This window comes from Rhodoferax sp. (assembly GCF_012927445.1).
Lineage (GTDB): Bacteria > Pseudomonadota > Gammaproteobacteria > Burkholderiales > Burkholderiaceae_C > Rhodoferax.
Map to the genome: position 1 here is coordinate 411,671 of NZ_JABBPD010000001.1, position 22,170 is coordinate 433,840.

Consider the following 22,170-nt stretch of genomic DNA (forward strand, 5'->3'; position numbering starts at 1 on the left):
CAACCATCCAAAAAGTAAAAAAGCGCTTCAGCTGCGGATTTTGTAGCCAATGTGAAGCAAGTACACGGCCACCGCACTAACGGCTGCCAGCGCCCCGCCCACCACACTCAAACTGAGCCACGGCGAAACATCGCTCACGCCGAAAAAGCCGTAACGGAAACCGTCGATCATGTAGAAAAACGGGTTCAGGTGGCTGACGGTCTGCCAAAACGACGGCAAGGAATGGATCGAGTAAAACACGCCACTCAAAAAAGTCATCGGCATGACGACAAAATTCTGGAAAGCTGCCAACTGGTCAAACTTCTCGGCCCACAAGCCGGCGATCAGCCCCAAGGTGCCCATCAGCGCGGCACCCATCACGCCAAAGATCAGAATCCAGAGCGGGGCCACAAAACTGAGGTCGGTAAACAAGGCAGAAACGGCAAACACGCCCAAGCCGACGATCAGGCCCCGGATGACGGCCGCACCCACGTAGGCAACGAACCAGTTCATGTACGAGAGCGGCGTCAGCAGCAAGAACACCAGGTTGCCCATCACTTTGCTCATGATCAGTGACGATGAACTGTTGGCAAAGGCGTTTTGCAACAGGCTCATCATCGCCAGACCCGGCACCAGAAAAGCGGTGTAACTGACCTGGTCGTAAACCTTGACATGCGACTCCAGGGCGTGCCCGAAGATCAGCAGGTACAGCATGGCCGTCAGCACCGGACCCGCTACCGTCTGAAACGCCACCTTCCAGAAGCGCAGCACTTCCTTGTACAACAGGGTTTGCCAGCCGGTCATGCGGATAGCCCCCCGGGCTGTTGATGACTTTTCTTCATCACATCCAGAAATACATCTTCCAGATCAGCCTTGCGGATCTCGACATCGTGTGCCACCAGCCCGGCCTCGCGGACAGCCGCCAGGTAGTGCTCAATTTCCAGGGCATCGTGCGCGGGGAACTGAACAATACGCCCGGTAATGCGGGCCTTGTCCGCCAGCAGCTTGGGGAGTTCGCTGTCAACTTTGAAACGCAGCACATTGCTGGAGGCGGCCTTGAGCAGCTCGCTGGTGTGGTCCAGCGCCACAATTTGCCCCGACTTGAGCATGGCAATCCGTCCGCACAGGGCTTCGGCCTCTTCCAGATAATGCGTGGTCAACAAGACCGTGCTGCCCTGCTTGTTGAGCTTGGCAATGAATTGCCACAGTGTCTGGCGCAATTCCACATCCACGCCCGCAGTCGGTTCATCCAGCACGATCACGGGGGGCTTGTGCACCAGCGCCTGCGCCACCAGGACTCGCCGCTTCATGCCGCCGGACAGTTGCCGCATATTGGCGCCCGCCTTGTCGGTCAGGCCCAGGCTGTCCAGCAACTCATCAATCCAGGCATCGTTGTTTTTCACGCCGAAGTAGCCGGACTGGAACCGCAGCGCTTCACGCACGTTGAAGAAGGGGTCAAACACCAGTTCCTGCGGCACCACACCCAAGCTGCGCCGTGCCTGGGCGTAATCAAGCTGGACGTCATGCCCCAGCACCGACACTTTGCCGGCATTGGCGCGCGACAGGCCGGCCAGAATGCTGATCATGGTGGTCTTGCCGGCGCCATTGGGGCCCAGCAGACCGAAAAATTCCCCTTCCTCGATATCGAGGCTCACGCGATCAAGGGCGAGAAAAGTACTGCCTTTGGGTCCGCGCGGGGAAGGATAGGACTTGGAGACGGATTGAAAAGATATTGCGGACATGTGAGTCCGCTATTTTACGAGCGCGGGCGAAGCGGCTGGCAGTAGCTCAACAATCCCGTACAGCGTCGCCAGATCACCCAACCGGGCCGGCAAACCGCGAACGGAGAAACGTTTGCCCTGGGCCAGGGTCTCGCGCCGCAGTTCCAGCAGCACCGCCAACGCCGCCGAATCAAATCGGCTCAAGCCCGTGGCGTCGACCACCACCTCTTGACCCGACAGGGCGCGCAAACCCTGAACCAGCATGCGCAGGCAGGCGGTGGCTTGGGTTTGCGTCAACTCTTTTGGCAGTACCAGCACAGTTAGCCTTTTTTGGCGTTGGCTTTGTTGCGATCGGCCAGGGTCGTGATCAAGCCGTTGAGGCCTTTGGCATTGATTTCCTGCGAAAACTGGCTGCGATAGGTTTCCATCAGCCAGACGCCCAACACGTTCAGATTGTAAATTTTCCAGCCGGCGCCTTCACCGGGCGTTTTTTCCAGCTTGTAGTCCAGTTGGATGGGGTCGCCCCGGCCTTTGACCTCGGTCCGAACCACCACATCTTTGTCTTCCGCCGATGCCCGCATGGGCTTGACGAAAATGGTCTGGTCACTGACCTGGGACAAGGCGCCCGCATAGGTGCGCACCAACAAGGTCTTGAATTCTTCCTGCAAGCGTTTTTGCTGCTCCGGGGTGGCCTGCCGCCAGGCGGGACCGACGGCCGAGGCGGTCATGCGCTGAAAATTCACGTTCGGCATGATCTTGGCGTCCACCAGCGAAACGATCCGGGACACGTCGCCAGCCTGAATGGCTTTATCGGACTTGATGTTGTCCAGCACATCGGTGGACAGGCGTTTGATCAACGCGTCTGCCGCTTCGTCGGCAGCACTGACCGGCAGCGCCAACAGCGTGGAGGCACTCACAACCAGCAGGGCACACAAATGACTAAAAAAACGACGTTTCATGGTTTGACTTTCTCATCGCCGGGAAGCCCGGCATTACTTAACGTTTCGGTTAGCGCGTTCGTTGGCGTTTCAGAACGTAACGCTTCCCGCGACGGCGTCAACTCGGGCTGCGCAGGGAAAATTCCCCCGGTATCGTCGTCGGGTGGATTGCCATCATAAATTGCGCTACGGCGGCGCTGAAGATAGGCGTCACGGACAAACGTGTATTTATCCAACGCGACTTCATCCAGCATCGCGGAGGCTTTTAACAAATTGGCCCGGTCGTCAACCAGTCGCATCGCGATCAAGGTGTTGCGCGTCGGAATATGCTCAATGTAGCCCACGATATCACCTTGGAAATCCACGGGCAGTGCCACCGTATCGCGCAGGGTTGAAGACCCCAGCAAGGGCAAGACGAGATAAGGGCCAGGCGCCACCCCCCAATATCCGAGGGTGTGACCAAAATCTTTGGTGTGTTTCTCGATATTCATCTCGGTGGCCACGTCAAGCACGCCTCCCAAACCAATGAAAGTGTTGACACCAAAGCGAACCGCACTGTCCGCTGCAGCCTCCCCTTTGAACTGCAAGGCGTTGTTCACAAATGACCAGGCATCCTGCAAGTTAGCAAAAAAATTGTTCACCCCGCGACGAATCAGTGACGGAACGACATCCTGATAAGCCGTCGCAACGGGTTTGAGCACCGCCCGATCGACCGCATCATTGAGTTGATAGACCCCCCGATTGAACGGTTCAAGCGGATCACGCGGATTGGCATTGGGGCCGGTGGCACAACCTGACAGCAGCGCCAAAACGATGAGAGCGCTGCTCCCCAGGACGCCCCGGAGCGTCTTGTGAGTGACAAGAGACTTGTTTAAATTCATCATCATTTTTTGGTTTTACTATCGTCCGGACTGTTTCCCTCAGCGGCTTTGCTGTACAAAAACTGGCTGATCAGGCTTTCCAGCACCATGGCCGACTGGGTGCTGGTGATGGTGTCGCCTTCCACCAGCGTCTTCTCCTCGGCACCGGGTTCAATGCCCAGGTATTGCTCACCCAACAAGCCACTGGTCAAAATTTTCAGCGAACTGTCTTTCGGGAAAGAATAACGGCTTTCCATGGCCAGCGTCACGCGAGCCTGAAAGGACTTGTCATCAAACACGATATTTTCAACCCGGCCAACCACAACGCCGGCACTGCGAACCGCCGCTTTAGGCTTGAGTCCGCCAACATTGTCAAACTTAGCATTCAACGAATAGTTTTTCTGGAAACTCAAACTCAACAAATTGGCTGACTGCAGGGCCAAAAACAGGATCGCGACCGCCCCAATCAGCACAAACAGGCCAACCCACACATCATTCTTCGAGCGCTGCATCAAACTTCCTTCTAAACAGTTGGGGACAGAGCTCGTTCGCTTCGCGTAACGGCGGACTGCCCCACAAAATTTCGATTAATTAAATAGTAAACATCATGGCCGTCAGGATGAAATCCAGACCAAGAACCGACAGAGACGCGACCACCACCGTTCGGGTGGTCGCACTGGCCACACCTTCGGGCGTGGGTTGCGCTTTGAAACCCTGTAACAGCGCGATAAAAGTCACGGCAAAACCGAACACAATACTTTTGAGAACGCCGTTGCCCAAGTCTTGCCAAACATCGACGCCCTCCTGGATCTGGCTCCAGAACGACCCACCATCGACGCCGATCATAAGCACGCCCACCACCCAGCCGCCGGTGATGCCCATGGCGCTGAAGACGGCGGCCAGCAGCGGCATCGTGATGACGCCGGCCCAAAACCGGGGGGCCAGAATGCGCAGCACCGGGTCAACCGCCATCATTTCCATGACGCTGATCTGCTCGCCAGCCTTCATCAGACCAATTTCAGCCGTCAGCGAGGTGCCGGCCCGACCGGCAAACAGCAGCGCTGTCACCACCGGCCCCAACTCCCGGACCAGCGTGAGCGTCACCAGCAGACCCAAGGCGGAGGATGAACCATAACGCTGCAAAGTGTAGTAACCCTGCAAGCCAAAAACAAAGCCAACGAACAGGCCGGACACCCCGATGATGGCCAGCGAGTAGTTGCCCAAGAAATGAATCTGGTCGCGAATCAGGCCGAAGCGCTTCAAGCTGCCGCCCAGCGTGGACAACAGACGGATGAACAGGCGGGCCCCCTGCCCCAAGTCCGCCAATTGGCGGCGCACGGAAAACCCGATATCGCCTGGTTTGTACCAACTCATCGCACCACTCCCAAACCAAAATCTTCATCAATCGAGGGGCCCGGATAATGGAAATGCACCGGCCCATCCGACAGCGCATTCACATACTGGTACACCAGCGGATCGGTACTTTGCCGCACTTCTTCAGGCGTGCCTTGGGTTGCGATCTTCCCATTGGCCAGAATGATCACATGGTCGGAGATCGCAAAGGTCTGCTCCAGTTCATGCGAGACAAAAACGCTGGTCAGTCCCATGGAATCATTCAACTGGCGGATCAAGCGCGCTGCCGTGGCGAGAGAAATCGGATCCAGCCCGGAAAACGGCTCGTCATACATCACCAATTCAGGGTCCAATGCAATGGCACGCGCCAAGGCAATACGGCGTGCCATGCCACCCGAGACTTCACTGGGCATCAAGTCACGCGCGCCGCGCAAGCCGACCGCATTGAGCTTCATCAGCACGATGTCGCGAATCAGGGCGTCGGGCAAATCGGTGTGTTCGCGCAGCGGAAACGCCACATTCTCAAACACCGACAAGTCGGCAAACAAGGCACCAAACTGGAACAGCATGCCCATGCGGCGACGTGCGGCATAGAGCTGCGTCTGGTCCATCGGGGTGACATCCTGACCATCAAACAGCAATTCACCGGACTGCGCCCGATTCTGTCCGCCAATCAAACGCAAAATGGTGGTCTTGCCGCCACCGGAAGCGCCCATGAGTGCCGTGACCTTGCCACGCGGCACGGACAAAGAAATGTCGTCCAGGATGACCCGATCACCATAACCAAAGGTGAGATTGCGCAGTTCGACAAGAGATTCTGAAGTGGAGGTGGCCATATTAAAAGAAAGGCCGGGTGATTCCCGGCCCTTGGATCATAAGGGATTGCCCTAATAGCGAAGGCTATCCCGGCGAATTAACGCGGCAGGTCGCTGAATCCCATCAGGAATTCATCCACTGAGCGCGCGGCCTGACGGCCTTCGCGAATCGCCCACACCACCAGGCTCTGGCCGCGGCGGATGTCGCCAGCGGCAAACACCTTGGCCACATTGGTGGCATAGCCGCCGGTGAATTCGGTCGTCGCTTTGGCATTGCCACGGCCATCTTTGTCGACACCGAAGGCCTCCAGCACGGTGGCGACCGGATTGACAAAACCCATGGCCAGCAACACCAAGTCAGCGGGGTAGGTTTTCTCGGTACCGGGAATCTCGACCATCTTGCCGTCTTTGAACTCGATGTGCACGGTTTTCAGACCGGTGAGCTTGCCTTTTTCGCCAATGAACTCCTTGGTGGAGATGGCGAACTCGCGCGAACAACCCTCGTCATGGCTGGAGCTGGTGCGCAGCTTGAGCGGCCAGTTGGGCCAGGTCATGGGGCGGTTTTCTTCCACCGGAGGCTGCGGCATCACTTCAAACTGGGTGACACTGACCGCGCCGTGGCGGTTGCTGGTGCCGACGCAATCCGAGCCGGTGTCGCCACCGCCAATGACGATGACGTGCTTGCCGGAAGCAACCAACTGGCCTTTGAGCTTGTCGCCGGCATTGACCTTGTTCTGCTGCGGCAGGAACTCCATAGCGAAATAAACGCCTTCCAGATCGCGGCCGGGCACCGGCAAATCGCGCGACTGCTCGGAACCGCCAGTCAGCAACACGGCGTCAAAGTCTTTTTGCAACTGGGCCGCCGAAATGGTTTCCTTGGCCCAATTGGTGACCTTGCTGCCCTTGGGCAGCTCGCCGACCAGCACGCTGGTACGGATGGTGACGCCTTCTTTTTGCAGCTGTTCAACCCGGCGGTCGATGTGCGACTTTTCCATCTTGAAGTCGGGAATGCCGTAACGCAGCAAACCACCGACCCGGTCGTTCTTCTCGAACAGGGTGACATCGTGGCCGACGCGGGCCAATTGCTGCGCCGCCGCCATACCGGCCGGGCCGGAGCCCACCACGGCAACCTTTTTACCGGTCTTGTGTTTGGCCACCTGCGGCTTCACCCAGCCTTCGGCCCAGGCGCGGTCGATGATGGCGTGCTCGATGGACTTGATGCCCACCGCCTCGTCGTTCACATTGAGCACGCAAGCCGCCTCGCACGGTGCCGGGCAGATGCGGCCGGTGAACTCGGGGAAGTTGTTGGTGCTGTGCAGCACGTCAATCGCGTTTTTCCAGTCGCCCCGGTACACCAGGTCGTTGAAATCCGGAATGATGTTGTTGACCGGGCAGCCGTTGTTGCAAAACGGGGTGCCGCAATCCATGCAACGCGCCGCCTGCACCTTGGCCTTCGCGTCGTCCAGGCCGACCACAAATTCTTTGTAATTCTTTAAACGCTCGGCGACGGGTTTGTAACCCTCTTCGACGCGCTCAAACTCCATGAAGCCAGTGACTTTTCCCATATCTACTCCTTTGGGGGACAGACCTTTGGCCTCTGTCCCCAACACTTTAAGTTTGAAGAGTTCGCGCTTTACTTAGCGGGGACTGCTTCTTTTTTTGTAGCTACTTGCGCACGGCTGGTAAGGGCTAGCGCTTCTTTTGACAAGACCCCACGGCCACGCGCATGAATCTCACCCAGGGCACGCTTGTATTCGTTCGGGAACACCTTGACGAATTTCAAGCGGGAGACATCCCAGGTATCGAGCAATTCACGGGCCCGTTTGCTGCCGGTCCAGCGGTTATGGTCTTCCAGCAACTTCTTCAGCTGTGCTTCATCGCTTTGGCCACGATGCCAGAGGCTGGCATCGATGCTGGCTTGCTGCTCGGCTGCCGTCAGCACTTTTTCCATGGACACCATGGCGGTGTTGCAGCGTTTGGCAAACTGGCCGTCTTCGTCATAGACATAGGCAATGCCGCCGCTCATGCCGGCCGCAAAATTGCGCCCGGTTTTGCCGAGCACCGCCACGGTGCCACCGGTCATGTACTCGCAACCGTGGTCACCGGTACCTTCCACCACCGTGGTGGCACCGGACAGGCGCACCGCAAAGCGCTCGCCGCCGACGCCACTGAAGAAGGCTTCACCCGCCGTCGCACCGTACATCACCGTGTTGCCGACGATGGTGTTGCGGATTGCCTCACCGCGGAAGTCAATACTGGGGCGCACCACAATCCGGCCGCCCGAAAGGCCCTTGCCGGTGTAGTCGTTGGCATCGCCAATCAGGTACATGGTGATGCCCTTGGCCAGGAAGGCGCCAAAGGACTGACCGCCCGTGCCTTCGAGCTGGATGCGGATGGTGTCATCCGGCAATCCTTCAGGATGCACCTTGGTCAGCGCGCCGGAGAGCATGGCGCCGACCGAGCGGTTCACATTGCGGGTCATTTCCATGAACTGCACTTTTTCGCCCTTGTCGATGGCAGCACGGCTCTTGGCGATCAGCACATTGTCGAGCGATTTTTCCAAGCCGTGGTCTTGTTCCAGGGTCTGGAAACGGGGCACGTCGGCGGGCACATTCGGCATCGCAAACAGGCGGCTGAAATCCAGGCCGCTGGCCTTCCAGTGTTCGATCCCCTGGCGCATGTCGAGCAAGTCAGCGCGGCCGATCAGGTCGTCAAACTTGCGGATGCCGAGCTGGGCCATGATCTGGCGCACTTCTTCGGCAATGAAGAAGAAGTAGTTCACCACATGCTCCGGCTTGCCAGAGAACTTCTTGCGCAACGTGGGGTCTTGCGTCGCCACACCGACCGGACAGGTGTTGAGGTGGCATTTGCGCATCATGATGCAGCCTTCCACCACCAGCGGTGCCGTGGCGAAGCCGAATTCATCCGCACCCAGCAACGCGCCAATGGCGACGTCGCGGCCGGTCTTCATCTGGCCGTCGGCCTGCACGCGGATGCGGCTGCGCAGGCGATTGAGCACCAGCGTTTGCTGGGTTTCAGCCAGACCGATTTCCCACGGGCTGCCGCAATGCTTGATGGACGACCAGGGCGAGGCGCCCGTGCCGCCGTCGTGCCCGGCGATGACCACATGGTCGGCCTTGCACTTGGCCACGCCGGCGGCGATGGTACCGACGCCGATCTCTGCGACCAGCTTGACGCTGATGCCGGCATGCGGTGCCACGTTTTTCAGATCGTGAATCAACTGTGCCAGATCTTCAATCGAGTAAATATCGTGATGCGGTGGCGGCGAAATCAGGCCGACGCCGGGCACGGAATGACGCAGGCGACCGATGTACTCGGACACCTTGCCACCGGGCAGCTGGCCGCCCTCACCGGGCTTGGCGCCCTGGGCCATCTTGATCTGAATCTGGTCGGCACTGCTCAGGTACTCGGCGGTGACGCCAAAGCGGCCCGATGCCACCTGCTTGATGCGCGAACGCAGCGAGTCGGTCGGGTTGAGCGGGATGTCCACCTCCACCACATCGTGGCCGATGATGTCGGCCATCGTCTGGCCTTGCTTGATCGGGATGCCCTTGAGCTCATTGCGGTAACGCGCCGGGTCTTCGCCACCCTCACCGGTGTTGCTCTTGCCGCCAATGCGGTTCATGGCCACGGCCAGCGTGGCGTGCGCTTCGGTCGAAATCGAACCCAACGACATGGCGCCGGTGGCGAATCGCTTGACGATTTCTTTCGCCGACTCGACTTCTTCCACCGGAATCGCCTTGGCCGGATCAATCTTGAATTCAAACAGGCCGCGCAAGGTCATGTGGCGCTTGCTTTGGTCGTTGATCAGCTGGGCGTACTCCTTGTACGTGTTCCAGTTGTTGGAGCGGGTGCTGTGCTGCAGCTTGGCAATGGCGTCGGGCGACCACATGTGCTCTTCGCCGCGCGCGCGCCAGGCGTATTCGCCACCGGCGTCCAGCATGTTGGCCAGCACCGGATCGTCGCTGAAGGCGGCCTTGTGCATGCGGATGGCTTCTTCGGCAATCTCGAACACGCCGATGCCTTCGACCCGGCTGGGGGTACCGGCAAAGTATTTGGCAATGGTGTTGCTGTTCAAACCAATCGCTTCAAACAGCTGGGCGCCGCAGTAGCTCATGTAGGTGGACACGCCCATTTTGGACATGATCTTGGACAGACCCTTGCCTACGGCCTTGACGTAGTTGTAGATCGCCTTGTCGGCGCTCAGGTCGCCCGGCAGATCCTTATGGATGCTGGCCAGCGTTTCCATCGCCAGGTAGGGGTGAACGGCTTCGGCACCGTAGCCCGCCAGCACGCCAAAGTGATGCACCTCGCGCGCCGTGCCCGTTTCCACCACCAGGCCGGCACTGGTGCGCAGGCCCGCGCCCACCAGATGCTGGTGGATGGCGCTCAGCGCCAGCAGCGCCGGAATCGCCACTTGCGTGGCGCTCACACCTCGGTCGCTGATGATCAGAATATTTTTACCGCCTTGGATGGCGTCTACCGCTTCGGCACAGAGTGAGGCCAGCTTGGCTTCCACCCCCTCGCGGCCCCAGACCAGCGGGTAGGTGATGTCCAGCGTGTAGCTGCGGAATTTTCCTTGCGTGTGCTTCTCAATGTCGCGCAACTTGGCCATGTCGGCAAAGTCCAGCACGGGCTGGCTCACCTCCAGGCGCATCGGCGGATTGACCTGGTTGATGTCGAGCAAATTGGGTTTCGGGCCGACAAAAGACACCAGCGACATCACGATCGCTTCGCGAATCGGGTCGATCGGGGGATTGGTCACCTGCGCGAACAACTGCTTGAAGTAGTTGTAAAGCGGCTTGTTTTTATCGCTCAAAACGGCCAGCGGACTGTCGTTGCCCATGGAGCCCAGCGATTCTTCACCGGCCACTGCCATCGGTGCGATCAGGAACTTGATGTCTTCCTGGGTAAAACCAAAAGCTTGCTGACGGTCCAGCAGGCTCACGACGCTTTCTGACGCCGAAGCCGGTTCGCCACCGCCGACCACGTCATCCAGCCGGATGCGCAAGTTCTCGATCCACTGCTTGTACGGCTTGCTGTTGGCCAGATTGGCCTTCAGCTCTTCGTCGTCGATCATGCGGCCCTGTTCCAGGTCGATCATGAACATCTTGCCGGGCTGCAGGCGCCATTTGCGCACGATCTTGTTCTCCGGCACCGGCAGCACGCCCGACTCGGACGCCATGATGACCAGATCGTCATCGGTGATGCAGTAGCGCGAAGGACGCAGGCCGTTGCGGTCCAGCGTGGCGCCAATCTGGCGGCCATCGGTGAACACGATGGATGCCGGGCCGTCCCACGGCTCCATCATGGCGGCGTGGTATTCATAGAAGGCCTTGCGGCGCTCGTCCATGGTGGTGTGTTGCTCCCACGGCTCGGGAATCATCATCATCACGGCCTGGCTGATCGGGTAGCCCGCCATCGTCAGCAGTTCCAGGCAGTTGTCGAAGGTGGCAGTGTCGGACTGGCCGGCAAAGCTGATCGGGTACAGCTTTTGCAGATCGGCGCCCAGCACCGGCGACGACATCACGCCTTCACGCGCCTTCATCCAGTTGTAGTTGCCCTTGACGGTGTTGATCTCGCCGTTGTGCGCCACATAGCGGTACGGGTGGGCCAGCGGCCACTCGGGGAAGGTGTTGGTCGAGAAGCGCTGGTGCACCAGGCCTAGTGCCGAGACGCAGCGCACGTCGCTCAGGTCTTTGAAGTAGACGCCGACCTGATCGGCCAGCAGCAAGCCCTTGTACACCACGGTACGGCTGGACATGCTGGGCACGTAATATTCTTTGCTGTGCTTGAGCTTGAGCGCCTGAATGTGGGCACTGGCGGTCTTGCGGATGACGTACAGCTTGCGCTCCAGCGCGTCCTGCACGATCACATCGTTGCCGCGGCCAATGAAGACCTGCTTGAGCACCGGCTCTTTTTCGCGCACGGTGGGCGACATCGGCATGTCGCGATTCACCGGCACATCGCGCCAGCCCAGCAGCACCTGGCCTTCGGCCTTGATGGCACGGTCCATCTCTTGCTCGCACGCGAGACGCGAAGCGTGCTCTTTCGGCAAAAAGACCATGCCGACGCCGTATTCGCCGGGTGGCGGCAAGGTCACGCCTTGCGCCGCCATCTCTTCCCGGTACAGCGCATCGGGCAACTGGATCAGAATGCCGGCCCCATCACCCATCAGCTTGTCGGCACCGACGGCACCCCGATGGTCCAGGTTTTCCAGAATTTTGAGCGCATTCTTGACAATGTCGTGCGACTTGGTGCCCTTGATATGCGCCACAAAGCCCACGCCACAAGCGTCATGCTCGTGTTCGGTGGAATACAAACCGTTGTTCTGAAGATCTCGAATTTCCGCAGCCGTCGTCATGGCGCACTCCTAATAATTGGCACTGGGGTGTGAAGAATACTGCAACGCAACAAAAGTGCCAAGCAGAATAATTGGGGTCAGATTCTAATTAAATCAGCATTAATTTAATTAAAAAATAATTGGGGACATATCAAATTCAATAGCTACTTACGCATCACCAACGGGGGCTAGCAGCTTATTTGACTCTAAATTCTTGAGGGAAACCGGCCGCCCGGCATTGCCTTTGGTCAGCCGACGCTGTGTTCTTTTTTGTAACTTCGCCACAAAATCAGCATCGCCCAGCGCCCAGCCGGAGAGCGCCGAGTCCGTCAAAGCCGCCTGCTGCCCCGGGCTGATGCCCGACTGCACCAATTCTGCGTACGCCGCTTCACGGGCAAACGGCGTGTTACCCAGCTCCCACACCTGCGGGTGCGGCGTGATCAGTTTGTCGATGCGCTGCCCGGTGTAATGCCCGTAACTCGACCACGGATAGTCGCGCGCCTGGGCCACCAGGCCCGCCCGCACCGGGTTGAGGTCGAGATAGGCCATGCACGCCAGCAGATAGCGCTCGGTCTGGATCACGGTTGACTTGTAGCGTCCTTCCCACAAAGTACCGCTGCGCTTTTGCGCGTCATTGAAATAACGCACATAACGCCGGCCCACTGCCTGCATCATCTGCGGCAAACCCTCTGCGGTTTGCGGCGTGACCAGCAAATGAAAGTGGTTGCGCATCAACACATAGGCGTGAATCGCCACGTCAAACTTCTTCGCGTTCTCAAACAGCAGATCGAGCAGCGTCTGGTAATCCGCGCTGGAGAAAAAAATGGGCTGCCGGTTGTTACCGCGCTGAATGACGTGGTGCGGGTAACCGGGCAGCGTGAGGCGGGGAAGACGGGCCATGAAAGTGCAGTGTGAATATCTGCGCCATCTTAATGGGAGTCTGACCCTCATGCTCTGAATTGCCACTGTGCGATCATCCAAGCTTGATTCGGAGAATGCCTGTGACCTCACTCACCAAAGTTGTACTGTTTACCGACCCAGCTGGTCGCGCCCGTTTTCGCGAGGAGCTTGTTGACTTGACCGAGGGCTCGCCCAGTTCGCAGCTCACGCCGTTGATGCCCTCCGGCGGCTACCAACTGCGCCAGAGCCCGGTCGGTTTTCGCAGCACTTTTCACTGCACCGACGCGCCGCAATGGGTCTTCATCTTGCGTGGGCAGATGGAGATTTTTCTGCAAGACGGCAGCTCACGCCTTTTCAAGGCGGGCGAACACTTCTATTCAGCCGACACCCTGCCGGAAGGCGTGAGTTTCGATGCCAGCATTCACGGTCACTGGAGCCGGCAAGTCGGGCCCGACCCGCTGGTGACCCTGTTTGTGCGCGGCTAAAGCGCGGGGCGTAACGACGGACGTTGATCACCCGGACTTTGCGGCCGGGGTTGAGCAGACGCACCGCATCGCCGGAGGCGAACCCCTCGGCGCCCTTGGCTTGCACAAGGGAACGGCGTTGCCCGCCGCGGCACCGGATCAGACCGGTGTTTCGCTGGCCGTGACGTCGGCGGCAGGGCTCGTTTCAGGCTCAGCCGGCAAGACAAAGCGGCTGTCCAGCAGGCTGGTCAGCCCGAATTCCTGCAGCAGCGCTCGCAGGCGCTGTGCGGCGGCCCGTTTTTTCTGGCCGGTGTAGCGGGCGATGATGAGCTCGTTTTTCATGCTGTGCTCCCAACCCACCAGCTCGGTCACGGTCACCTGGTAACCGCAGGCCTCCAGGTACAGGCAGCGCAACACATTGGTGATCTGGCTGCCCATCTCGCGAGTGTGCAGCGGATGGCGCCACAGTTCGGCCAGCGGCGTGCGCGTCAGGGAAAGTGCCTTGTACTGGCTCAGGCAGCGCGCCACTTCGGCCTGACAACAAGGCACCAGCACCATGAATTTGGCCTGCTTTTGCAGGCCAAAAGCAATCGCGTCATCGGTGGCGGTATCGCAGGCGTGCAGCGCGGTGACGACGTCAATCTTTTCAGGCAGTGCGTCCGATTGCGTCGATTCGGCCACACTCAGATTCAAAAACGACATGCGCTCAAAGCCGAGCTTGGCAGCCAGTTCACGCGATTTTTGCACCAGTTCACCCCGGGTTTCGATGCCGTAGATATGACCGGCCGGTTTGTCCTTGAAAAATAGGTCGTAAATGATGAAACCTAAATACGATTTACCGGCGCCGTGGTCGGCCAGTGTGATGCCTGACGCCTTTTCGGGCAGTTCCAGCAGCAGCTTTTCAATGAACTGAAACAGGTGGTAGACCTGCTTGAGTTTGCGACGCGAGTCTTGGTTGAGCTTGCCGTCGCGGGTCAGGATGTGCAACTCTTTGAGCAACTCAATCGACTGGCCGGGCCTGATTTCAGGCGCGATAACGCCAGCCTCTTGCGGCTTGGCTGGCATGCTGGTTTGTGACTCGTTCCGGGACGAGCGATCGATTTTTTTTGTTTTCATTGTTTTTTTCTGTCAGGCGCGTCGGCACTGCGGGTTTCGTCCACCAGCGCATGATGGGGGCAGCCCTGCGAACGCCCTACGCCCAGCGCCGCCCAGCCGTCGGCCCCCAGCCGCTCCATGGTTTCCATGTTCTTCTCGAAAATGGTTTCCGCCTCGGGAAAAGCGTCCACCGCGCGGTCAATGCTGTCTTCGCGCAGCAGATGCAAGGTCGGATAGGGCGAGCGGTTGGTGTAATTGGTGATGTCGTCCGCCCGGGTGCCGGCGAACTGGTAGTCCGGGTGCAAATTGGCGATTTGCAGCACCCCCTCCAGCTCCAGATCGAGCAAGGCCTGATCGGCCTTGGCCAGAAAATCATTGAAGTCAAGAAAATCAGCCAGACAATCGGGCGCGATTAAAAGCGTCGTGTCGCGTGCTGCTGGGGCGCTGTCCAACAGCGCTTTGAGCTCAACAATCAGATCCTGCAGCAGCGCTTGCGCCGTCTGGGCGCGACTCACTACATAGTGGATTTGGCCTTTCACATGCACGCTTTTGGCAAACGGGCACAGGTTCAAACCAATCACCGCCCGCTCCAGCCAGACGCGGGTATCGTCAATTGCCATTTGTGTTGTCACCGTCATTTTTTCACTCCCTTAAACAAAGCTATTGGGCTGTCCCACAATCAATTTGGCCAGTTCATCCAGCACCGCGCTTTGAATCTGGTCAGCGGGATAACTGGTCATCATGAGCTCGAAACCCGTTGCATTGGCCAGCCGAAACGCCAATTTGGCGGCGTCATGATCAGCGGTGATGGTGACGCTGGCACGAGCTTCGGTCACATAGTCAAATCGAATCGCCTGCAAGGTGTTTTTCTCTGGATGCCGCACATTAACGCGCTCATGCTGGACCGTGCCAGCCGCCAAGCGCGCTTCAATCCGCTGTAAATCCGGCGGAAAGTTGGCACTGACACTGCCGCCCACGGGCGCACCCTCGCGCGGCACCATGCGCCAGCCCATGGCGATGTAGTCAAACACCTCTTGGTCGCGCAGTTTCTTTTTGCGCGCATCAATCCGAAAATCAACCAGCTTCATTGCGGGCCAAGGCGTCTTGCCATCCAGACTGAGTTGGGGACCGGTCGGCCCAATCACATTCAGCTGCTGCACGAGCTCCGCGACATACAACCACGCCGTTTTTGACGCCGCTTCGGTCAACCGTGTGTTCGCTTCAGTGTGGCTCTGCTGCGCACTTTGCTCGGTTTGCAACGCACTGGCTTGCGATTTAAGTTGATTGAGAAAACTCACGACGAATCCCTGGGCATTTTTGTTTGCCCGATTTTAACGATGCACTCAAATGCCACACTCGGCGCTTGAGCCGTTCAGGACAACAAACGCTGGCCCGTCAAGCGCTCATGCTCATGGCCGGCAAAACGGTCCGTCATGCCGGCAATGTAGTCCGCCACCACGCGGGCTGCAGCGCTCAGTTCATCCGCTGCGCCGCAGGCGGCCGCGGAGCGGGCCAGAAATCGGCCCTGCATTTCCTGCGGATTGTTCAAATAGGCGTCAAAAAGCTCGCGCACCATCTGCTGGGCCAGCCCGGTCGTCTGCATCACTTGCGGATGCCGGTACAGCTGCTGCAACAGAAATTTTTTGAGTTCCTGTGACTTGAGCCGCATCTCTTCCCCAAACTGCAGCAAGGGCGGCATCTGGCGCACCGCATCCGCACTGCATGGCGCGGCAGCGTCCAGCGCCTGGCCGGTCGCGGCAATCACGTCGTACACCTGGGCACTGAGCATGCGGCGAATGCTCTCGTAGAGCAGTCGCCGACCCTGCGATTGATCCTGCAACTGCGGATACTCAGCCAGCGTCTCGCGCCTGTAATCATCAAACAAGGCGACCTCCTGCAGCTGCTCCAGCGTAATCAGCCCGGAGCGCACGCCATCGTCAATGTCATGTGCGTTGTAGGCAATTTCGTCGGCCAGATTGCACAGCTGCGCCTCCAGACTAGGTTGGGTGCGCGCCAGAAAGCGCCGCCCGACACCACCCGGCTCGTGCTGCTCAAGATCAAGGGCATGGCTGCGGGAACAGTGCTTGAGAATGCCTTCGCGCGTCTCAAAGGTAAGGTTCAAGCCGTCGAACTGGGGGTAGCGTTCCTCCAGTTTATCGACCACCCGCAAGCTCTGCAGATTGTGCTCAAAGCCGCCAAACTCGGTCATGCACTCGTTGAGCGCGTCCTGCCCAGCATGGCCAAACGGCGTGTGGCCCAAGTCATGCGCCAGCGCAATCGCCTCCACCAAGTCTTCATTGAGTTGGAGCGAGCGGGCGATGGAACGCCCCAGCTGCGCCACCTCCAGCGAGTGGGTGAGCCGTGTGCGAAACAGGTCGCCTTCGTGGTTGAGAAACACCTGCGTCTTGTACACCAGGCGCCGAAACGCGGTGCAATGCACGATCCGGTCCCGGTCGCGCTGGTACTCGGTGCGCGTCGGCGCCGGTGCTTGCGCGAAACGGCGACCGCGCGATTGGGCAGGATCACAGGCAAAAGCGGCAAGCGTCATGGGTATTTATAAGAAATAGGGCTCTAGCCCTTATAGAATATGCGCAAGTAGCTATTATTTATATAGCAATCAGGCGCAGCACGCATCGATCACCTCGCGCACCAGCGCATCAGGCGCGTTGCGCATAGCGGCGCTGGCGGGCCCGTCGATCACGACGAATCTGATTTCTCCACCTTCCGCCTTTTTGTCCACGCGCATCAGTTCCAGGTAGCGTCCGGCGTTGTCACTCTCGGACAGGCGCGGCCCGGTTACCGGCAGGCCCGCCTTTTGAATCAGCGTGGTCAGCCGCTGCACAAAAGCGGCGTCCACCAGCCCCAGCCGCTGCGACAAATGCGCCGCCATCACCATGCCGCAGCCGACGGCCTCGCCATGCAGCCACTCGCCGTAGCCCAGGCCCGCCTCGATCGCGTGGCCAAAGGTATGGCCAAAGTTGAGAATGGCACGCAGCCCCGCTTCGCGCTCGTCCTGCCCCACGACCCAGGCCTTGATTTCACAGCTGCGCTTGACCGCATGGGCCAGCGCCGCCGGGTCACGCGCCATCAGGGCGGCGATGTTGTCCTCAATCCAGGCCAAAAAGTCCAGATCGGCAATCGGGCCGTATTTGATGATTTCGGCCAGTCCGGCACTGAGCTCCCGCTGCGGCAGGGTCTTGAGCGTATCCAGATCGCACACCACCTTGAGCGGCTGATAAAACGCACCGATCATGTTCTTGCCCAGCGGATGGTTGATGCCGGTCTTGCCGCCGACCGACGAATCAACCTGCGCCAGCAAGGTGGTGGGCACCTGGACAAACGGCACACCGCGCATATAGCTGGCGGCGGCAAAGCCCGTCATGTCGCCAACAACGCCGCCGCCGAGGGCGAAAAGAACGGTTTTTCGGTCGCAGCCATTGGTCAGCAAGGCATCAAAAATCAAATTCAGGGTCTGCCAGGTTTTATAGACTTCGCCATCCGGCAGGATCACCGTGTGAATGTTGGCGTACTTTCCTTGCAACGCCGTTGTAAGACGCGCGGCATACAACGGCGCCACCGTGGTGTTGCTCACAATCAAGGCACTGCTGGCGGCGGGCAGCTCCGCATAACTCAAGGGGTTGTCAAAAAGCGAACCCCGAATGGCGATGTGGTAGCTGCGATCTTGCAGATCAATGAAAACGGTTTGGAGGTCTGGGACATTCATACCCATGAGTTTAGAGGCACTTGAGGGTGGCGCGTGCTGCCCGCCGCTGGCGGCGGCCACACAAGGTCAAGAACCGGGCACGAGGCCCGCCAGCTCCAGTTGCATCACGATCATGTTAACCAGGGTGGCCACCGATGGGCGCCCGGTCTCAATAATGAAATGCGCCGTTTCCCGGTAGAGCGGATCGCGCAGGGTATGCAGATCGCGCAAGCGGCCCAACGGATCAGCCACTTGCAGCAAAGGCCGGTTCACGTCATGGCGCAGGCGCCGAAACAATTCGTCGGGTGAGGAATTCAGGTAAATCACCTGCCCCCGTTCCCGCAGGTGCAGGCGGTTAGCGGCCCGCAACACGACGCCACCACCGGTCGACAACACGCCTTTTTGATTCAACGTAAGTTGGTCGATGACCGACTCCTCCACATCGCGAAATCGATCCTCCCCTTCCCGCTCGAAGTACTCACGGATGGAGCAACCGATCCGCTGCTCAATCACATGGTCGGAATCAAAGAACGGCAGTTGCAGCCGCCGGGCGAGTTGCCGCCCGACGGTGGATTTACCGGAGCCAGGCAGGCCGACCAGACTCAGTATCAATTGAGCAACAAATTAATCACAGAAGCGTAACGACATTCAAGGTTCAACGCGACGCCTTGTCGGTAATCACCTTGGGTGTAATGAACACGAGCATTTCCTGCTTGTTTGAAACTCTGGTACGGCTCTTGAACAGAACGCCAATACCAGGCAAGTCGCCAAGCACGGGAACTTTTGTTTCATCATTGGTTTCTGTCATTTCGAAAATGCCGCCAATGACAACCGTACCGCCATTTTCAACCAAGACCTGCGTCTGGATGTGTTTTGTATCGATGGCAAACCCGGCAGCGGTCGACCGACCGACCGTGTCTTTATTGACATCCAGCGCCAGAATAATATTACCTTCAGGCGTTATTTGCGGCGTCACTTCCAGTTTCAAATTAGCTTTACGGAAAGCAATTGAGGTTGCGCCGCTAGACGATGCGACCTGATAGGGAAGCTCGGTGCCCTGCTCGATCAGTGCCTTGATCTGGTCGGCCGTGACCACGCGGGGACTCGACACAACCTTGCCTTTGCCGTCAGCTTCGAGTGCCGAAAGCTCCAGATTCAGGAAACGGCCAGCGCCCGCGCCAAAGAGCGAGACCGCAAACGTCGCGGGATTGTATGCATTTTGACCTATAGCGGGTAAGTTCACAAAACTTCCGGATGTGGTAGCGGCACTCCCATCAATGTAGGTCGATCCAAAGGTCGCGTTCAGCGGATGGCCCCCCGCACTGGCCACCTGAACACCTCCGACTGGGTTAATTCCACCACCAAGCTTGACGCCCAAGGACTTGGCGAAGGTATCTGAGGCCTCCACAATGCGCGCTTCAATCAACACTTGGCGCACCGGAATATCCAGTTTGGCGATCAATTGCTGCACCTGTTCCAGTTTGCTTGGGATATCGGTCACGAACAACTGGTTGGTGCGAGCCTCGGCAATGGTGCTGCCACGCGGACTGAGCATCCGGGAACTGCTGGCACCAGTACCGCTGCCAGCGGCAGTTAACTGTGCGGCAACTTCCGCTGCCTTGGTGTAATTCATCTGGAAAGATTGCGTCCGCAAAGGTTCCAGATTTTGAAGCGACGCGATCGATTCAAGTTCGAGTTTTTCCTTGGCGTTGATTTCATCCTTCGGGGCAATCCACAGCACATTGCCGGTCTTGCGCATGCCCAGCCCCTTGGCTTGCAAGATGATATCGAGCGCCTGATCCCACGGCACGTCCTGCAACCGCAAGGTCACGGCGCCGGTGACGGAATCTGACGTGATGATGTTGAAGTTGGTGAAGTCGGCTATGACCTGCAGCAGGGAGCGAACCTCGATATTTTGAAAGTTGAGTGACAGTTTTTGTCCGCTATAACCCGGCCCCTGTGTCAATTTTGACGTGTCAACTTTGACTGGTTTGACTTCCACCACAAACTGTTCATCTGTTTGGTAGGCACTGTGAACCCACTGACCTTGGGGCTGAATCACCATCCGCACACGGTCACCGACCTGGGTGCTTGTGACCGTTTGGACCGGTGTCCCAAAATCAGTCACATCCAGACGGCGTCGCATTCCTTCTGGCAATGTGGATTTCATGAACTCAACCACCAGGGCTTGTCCTTGCTGGCGAATATCGACGCCGACCTGGTTGTTGGGTAGAGTTACCACGATTCGGCCAGCGCCTTCTTCACCCCGACGGAAATCAAGATCTTTCAGTGGCAACGTATCCCGGCTCTGACTTTCAGCAAAAACGGGGGCAGCGGATACGGAGGTCGCCGCCACAGCCACGGCATCCAGCACGACCAGTAATGATTTACCCTGCAACTGCGCCTTGTAGGCGGTTGCTTGCTTCAAATTCAACACCACCCGGGTCCGATCGCCCGCTTGTACCACGCTCACCGACTTCAAATTGCCCTGATTGATCTCGATGGTGGAGCGACCCATGGCATTGGAGATCCCCGGGAAGTCAAGCGCAATTCTTGCCGGAGACTGGATTGAAAACCCGGTCGGAATCGCTGCCAGCGGCTGCGTCAAGTCAATTTTGACGACTTCAACGCCACCCTGAATCGAGCCGGACACCGCTTCAATGGCGCTCTGGGCCTGCGCAGCAAGCGCCGCCAACATGAGCGACGTCGCCAAAAAAAACCGTTGCAACATTAGCTTTGTCATCCCATAGTTCTGATTTTTCATTTCGACCTCTCTTGCAACTGCAAGGTAGCAGTGCGTTCAATCCATTCGCCTGCAGCATCTTGCACAATTTCTCGCAGTGTGACTTCTGTCTCAGCGACCTTCATCACGCGCCCGTAGTTTTGGCCAAGATGGTTACCAAGTCGTACCTGGTACAACAAGTTTTCAACCTTCACCAGCGCAACGTGTTGTCCAGCCTTGACCAAACTCCCGACCAGAACCATCGTGTCCAATGGAAAAACCTCCAGCGCTTCTTGGCGACGCGCCAGCTCAGGCGCAATCAACGCGCCATTGGCCGCCGATTGCGTTGACTCGCGCTTCAAGGCCTGGGTCAGTTTTTGATTGCTGAACGGCTCTATCGCAGTCACCTGCATATAGCTTTCAGGCTGAAATTGTTTAGGCTCGGAAATTGGTGCGATCCTGGGTCGGGTTTGACTCTTCTGATCCGCCATCCACTGGCGCAACTCATCCTCACCGGAGGCACTGCAACCGGCAAGCGTCAAAACAAAGACAGCAAGAACAAACTTAAACAAGGGGATCATTTTTTGGCCCCTTTCGGTCCGGCGGCCTTACGCTGCGCCGTAACCTCGTCGGCATCCAGATAGCGGAAAGTTTTCGCGGTAGCGTCCATGGCCAAAGTCCCATCCTTGGCGGGCACGATGAGCAGATTATTGAGTGTCACAATTCGGGAAAGGTTGGCGATGTCTGACGCAAAAGCGCCAATATCGTGATAACGCCCCGTGACGCGCACCGCAATAGGCAGCTCGGCATAGTAGTCTCGAACGACGACTTGCCCCGGTCGGAACAAATCAAACTGCAGACTGCGCCCCAAGCCTGCCTGGTTGATATCTGAAAGTAGCGCATCCATCTCGGCTTTGCTCGGCAACTGCTTCTCAAGTTGCGTCACATACTGAAGAACCTGCTCACGTTGTTTTTTGAGTGCGTCAAGATTCACCGCCTTGCCCAGCTTGGCCTTGTACTCTTGTCGCAGCGTGACCTCTTTGGCCTGCTGCTCCTCAAGCTCAGTTGCTGAGGTGTCCAGCCACAAAAACCACAGCACCACGACCACCAGCACCGTGACCGTCGCAAAGAGGGCGTAGCGCGGAAATGCAGGCCACATGGACGGATCCTTGGGATCCAGATTGCGGAATTGTCCGAGCAGTTTTTCCTGCAAAGCAGAAAGATCGAAATTCAATGAAGATTTGCTAGCCATAATG

The 22,170-nt window shown here is 58.3% G+C and carries 21 protein-coding genes; 1 reads left to right on the plus strand and 20 read right to left on the minus strand.

The window, feature by feature from the left end:
* Window positions 1-27: 27 nt before the first annotated feature.
* The 11 genes from HHJ17_RS01885 to HHJ17_RS01935 form a co-directional block, all read right to left on the minus strand.
* Window positions 28-783: an ABC transporter permease gene (locus HHJ17_RS01885; RefSeq protein ID WP_296504824.1), complete on the minus strand. Its 756-nt coding sequence runs from the start codon at window positions 781-783 to the stop codon at window positions 28-30.
* Entirely contained in the window at window positions 780-1,721 is a 942-nt protein-coding gene (locus tag HHJ17_RS01890) for an ABC transporter ATP-binding protein (RefSeq protein ID WP_296504826.1), read from the minus strand. The genes HHJ17_RS01885 and HHJ17_RS01890 overlap by 4 nt, the downstream gene beginning before the upstream one ends.
* 9 nt (window positions 1,722-1,730) lie before the next feature.
* Complete coding sequence (locus HHJ17_RS01895) at window positions 1,731-2,018, minus strand: STAS domain-containing protein (protein WP_296504828.1); 288 nt, start codon at window positions 2,016-2,018, stop codon at window positions 1,731-1,733.
* 2 nt (window positions 2,019-2,020) lie between these two features.
* The gene (locus HHJ17_RS01900; RefSeq protein ID WP_296504830.1) at window positions 2,021-2,659 is read right to left on the minus strand and encodes a phospholipid-binding protein MlaC; all 639 of its coding nucleotides are present in this window, start codon (window positions 2,657-2,659) and stop codon (window positions 2,021-2,023) included.
* Window positions 2,656-3,519, minus strand: a complete 864-nt coding sequence (locus tag HHJ17_RS01905; protein ID WP_296504896.1) for a VacJ family lipoprotein — start codon at window positions 3,517-3,519, stop codon at window positions 2,656-2,658. Before HHJ17_RS01905 ends, HHJ17_RS01900 begins: the two co-directional genes overlap by 4 nt.
* 2 nt (window positions 3,520-3,521) lie before the next feature.
* Complete coding sequence (gene mlaD, locus HHJ17_RS01910) at window positions 3,522-4,010, minus strand: outer membrane lipid asymmetry maintenance protein MlaD (protein WP_296500521.1); 489 nt, start codon at window positions 4,008-4,010, stop codon at window positions 3,522-3,524.
* A 79-nt stretch (window positions 4,011-4,089) separates the two neighbouring features.
* The gene (mlaE, locus tag HHJ17_RS01915) at window positions 4,090-4,872 is read right to left on the minus strand and encodes a lipid asymmetry maintenance ABC transporter permease subunit MlaE (protein ID WP_296500523.1); all 783 of its coding nucleotides are present in this window, start codon (window positions 4,870-4,872) and stop codon (window positions 4,090-4,092) included.
* Window positions 4,869-5,687: an ABC transporter ATP-binding protein gene (locus HHJ17_RS01920; protein WP_296500524.1), complete on the minus strand. Its 819-nt coding sequence runs from the start codon at window positions 5,685-5,687 to the stop codon at window positions 4,869-4,871. Before HHJ17_RS01920 ends, mlaE begins: the two co-directional genes overlap by 4 nt.
* A 77-nt stretch (window positions 5,688-5,764) precedes the next feature.
* Window positions 5,765-7,231, minus strand: coding sequence for a glutamate synthase subunit beta (locus tag HHJ17_RS01925; protein ID WP_296500526.1), 1,467 nt, complete (start codon window positions 7,229-7,231; stop codon window positions 5,765-5,767).
* 68 nt (window positions 7,232-7,299) lie between these two features.
* Window positions 7,300-12,051 (minus strand): glutamate synthase-related protein, encoded by a 4,752-nt coding sequence (locus HHJ17_RS01930; protein ID WP_296500528.1) that lies wholly within the window; start codon window positions 12,049-12,051, stop codon window positions 7,300-7,302.
* Window positions 12,052-12,198: 147 nt separating this feature from the next.
* Window positions 12,199-12,930 (minus strand): transposase, encoded by a 732-nt coding sequence (locus HHJ17_RS01935; RefSeq protein WP_296500530.1) that lies wholly within the window; start codon window positions 12,928-12,930, stop codon window positions 12,199-12,201.
* 101 nt (window positions 12,931-13,031) lie between these two features.
* Here HHJ17_RS01935 and HHJ17_RS01940 point away from each other — a divergent pair, with 101 nt between their 5' ends.
* Window positions 13,032-13,415 (plus strand): hypothetical protein, encoded by a 384-nt coding sequence (locus HHJ17_RS01940; protein WP_296500531.1) that lies wholly within the window; start codon window positions 13,032-13,034, stop codon window positions 13,413-13,415.
* 138 nt (window positions 13,416-13,553) lie between these two features.
* Here the strand turns inward: HHJ17_RS01940 and HHJ17_RS01945 are convergent, their stop codons facing one another.
* From HHJ17_RS01945 to HHJ17_RS01985, 9 genes are all read right to left on the minus strand, one after another.
* Complete coding sequence (locus tag HHJ17_RS01945; protein WP_296500637.1) at window positions 13,554-14,459, minus strand: SAM-dependent methyltransferase; 906 nt, start codon at window positions 14,457-14,459, stop codon at window positions 13,554-13,556.
* 47 nt (window positions 14,460-14,506) lie between these two features.
* Entirely contained in the window at window positions 14,507-15,127 is a 621-nt protein-coding gene (locus HHJ17_RS01950) for a DUF1415 domain-containing protein (RefSeq protein ID WP_296500533.1), read from the minus strand.
* Window positions 15,128-15,139: 12 nt separating this feature from the next.
* Window positions 15,140-15,787 (minus strand): hypothetical protein, encoded by a 648-nt coding sequence (locus tag HHJ17_RS01955; protein ID WP_296500534.1) that lies wholly within the window; start codon window positions 15,785-15,787, stop codon window positions 15,140-15,142.
* A gap of 74 nt (window positions 15,788-15,861) precedes the next feature.
* Window positions 15,862-17,037 (minus strand): deoxyguanosinetriphosphate triphosphohydrolase, encoded by a 1,176-nt coding sequence (locus tag HHJ17_RS01960; RefSeq protein WP_296500536.1) that lies wholly within the window; start codon window positions 17,035-17,037, stop codon window positions 15,862-15,864.
* A gap of 69 nt (window positions 17,038-17,106) precedes the next feature.
* Window positions 17,107-18,219 carry a 3-dehydroquinate synthase gene (gene aroB / locus HHJ17_RS01965; protein WP_296500538.1) on the minus strand — a complete coding sequence of 371 codons (1,113 nt, stop codon included), beginning with the start codon at window positions 18,217-18,219 and terminating at the stop codon, window positions 17,107-17,109.
* Window positions 18,220-18,279: 60 nt separating this feature from the next.
* The gene (locus tag HHJ17_RS01970) at window positions 18,280-18,804 is read right to left on the minus strand and encodes a shikimate kinase (protein WP_296500540.1); all 525 of its coding nucleotides are present in this window, start codon (window positions 18,802-18,804) and stop codon (window positions 18,280-18,282) included.
* 43 nt (window positions 18,805-18,847) lie between these two features.
* Window positions 18,848-20,923, minus strand: a complete 2,076-nt coding sequence (locus HHJ17_RS01975; protein ID WP_296500639.1) for a type IV pilus secretin PilQ — start codon at window positions 20,921-20,923, stop codon at window positions 18,848-18,850.
* A gap of 29 nt (window positions 20,924-20,952) precedes the next feature.
* Window positions 20,953-21,495 (minus strand): pilus assembly protein PilP, encoded by a 543-nt coding sequence (locus tag HHJ17_RS01980; protein WP_296500542.1) that lies wholly within the window; start codon window positions 21,493-21,495, stop codon window positions 20,953-20,955.
* The gene (locus HHJ17_RS01985; RefSeq protein ID WP_296500544.1) at window positions 21,492-22,166 is read right to left on the minus strand and encodes a type 4a pilus biogenesis protein PilO; all 675 of its coding nucleotides are present in this window, start codon (window positions 22,164-22,166) and stop codon (window positions 21,492-21,494) included. The genes HHJ17_RS01980 and HHJ17_RS01985 overlap by 4 nt, the downstream gene beginning before the upstream one ends.
* Window positions 22,167-22,170: the final 4 nt, after the last annotated feature.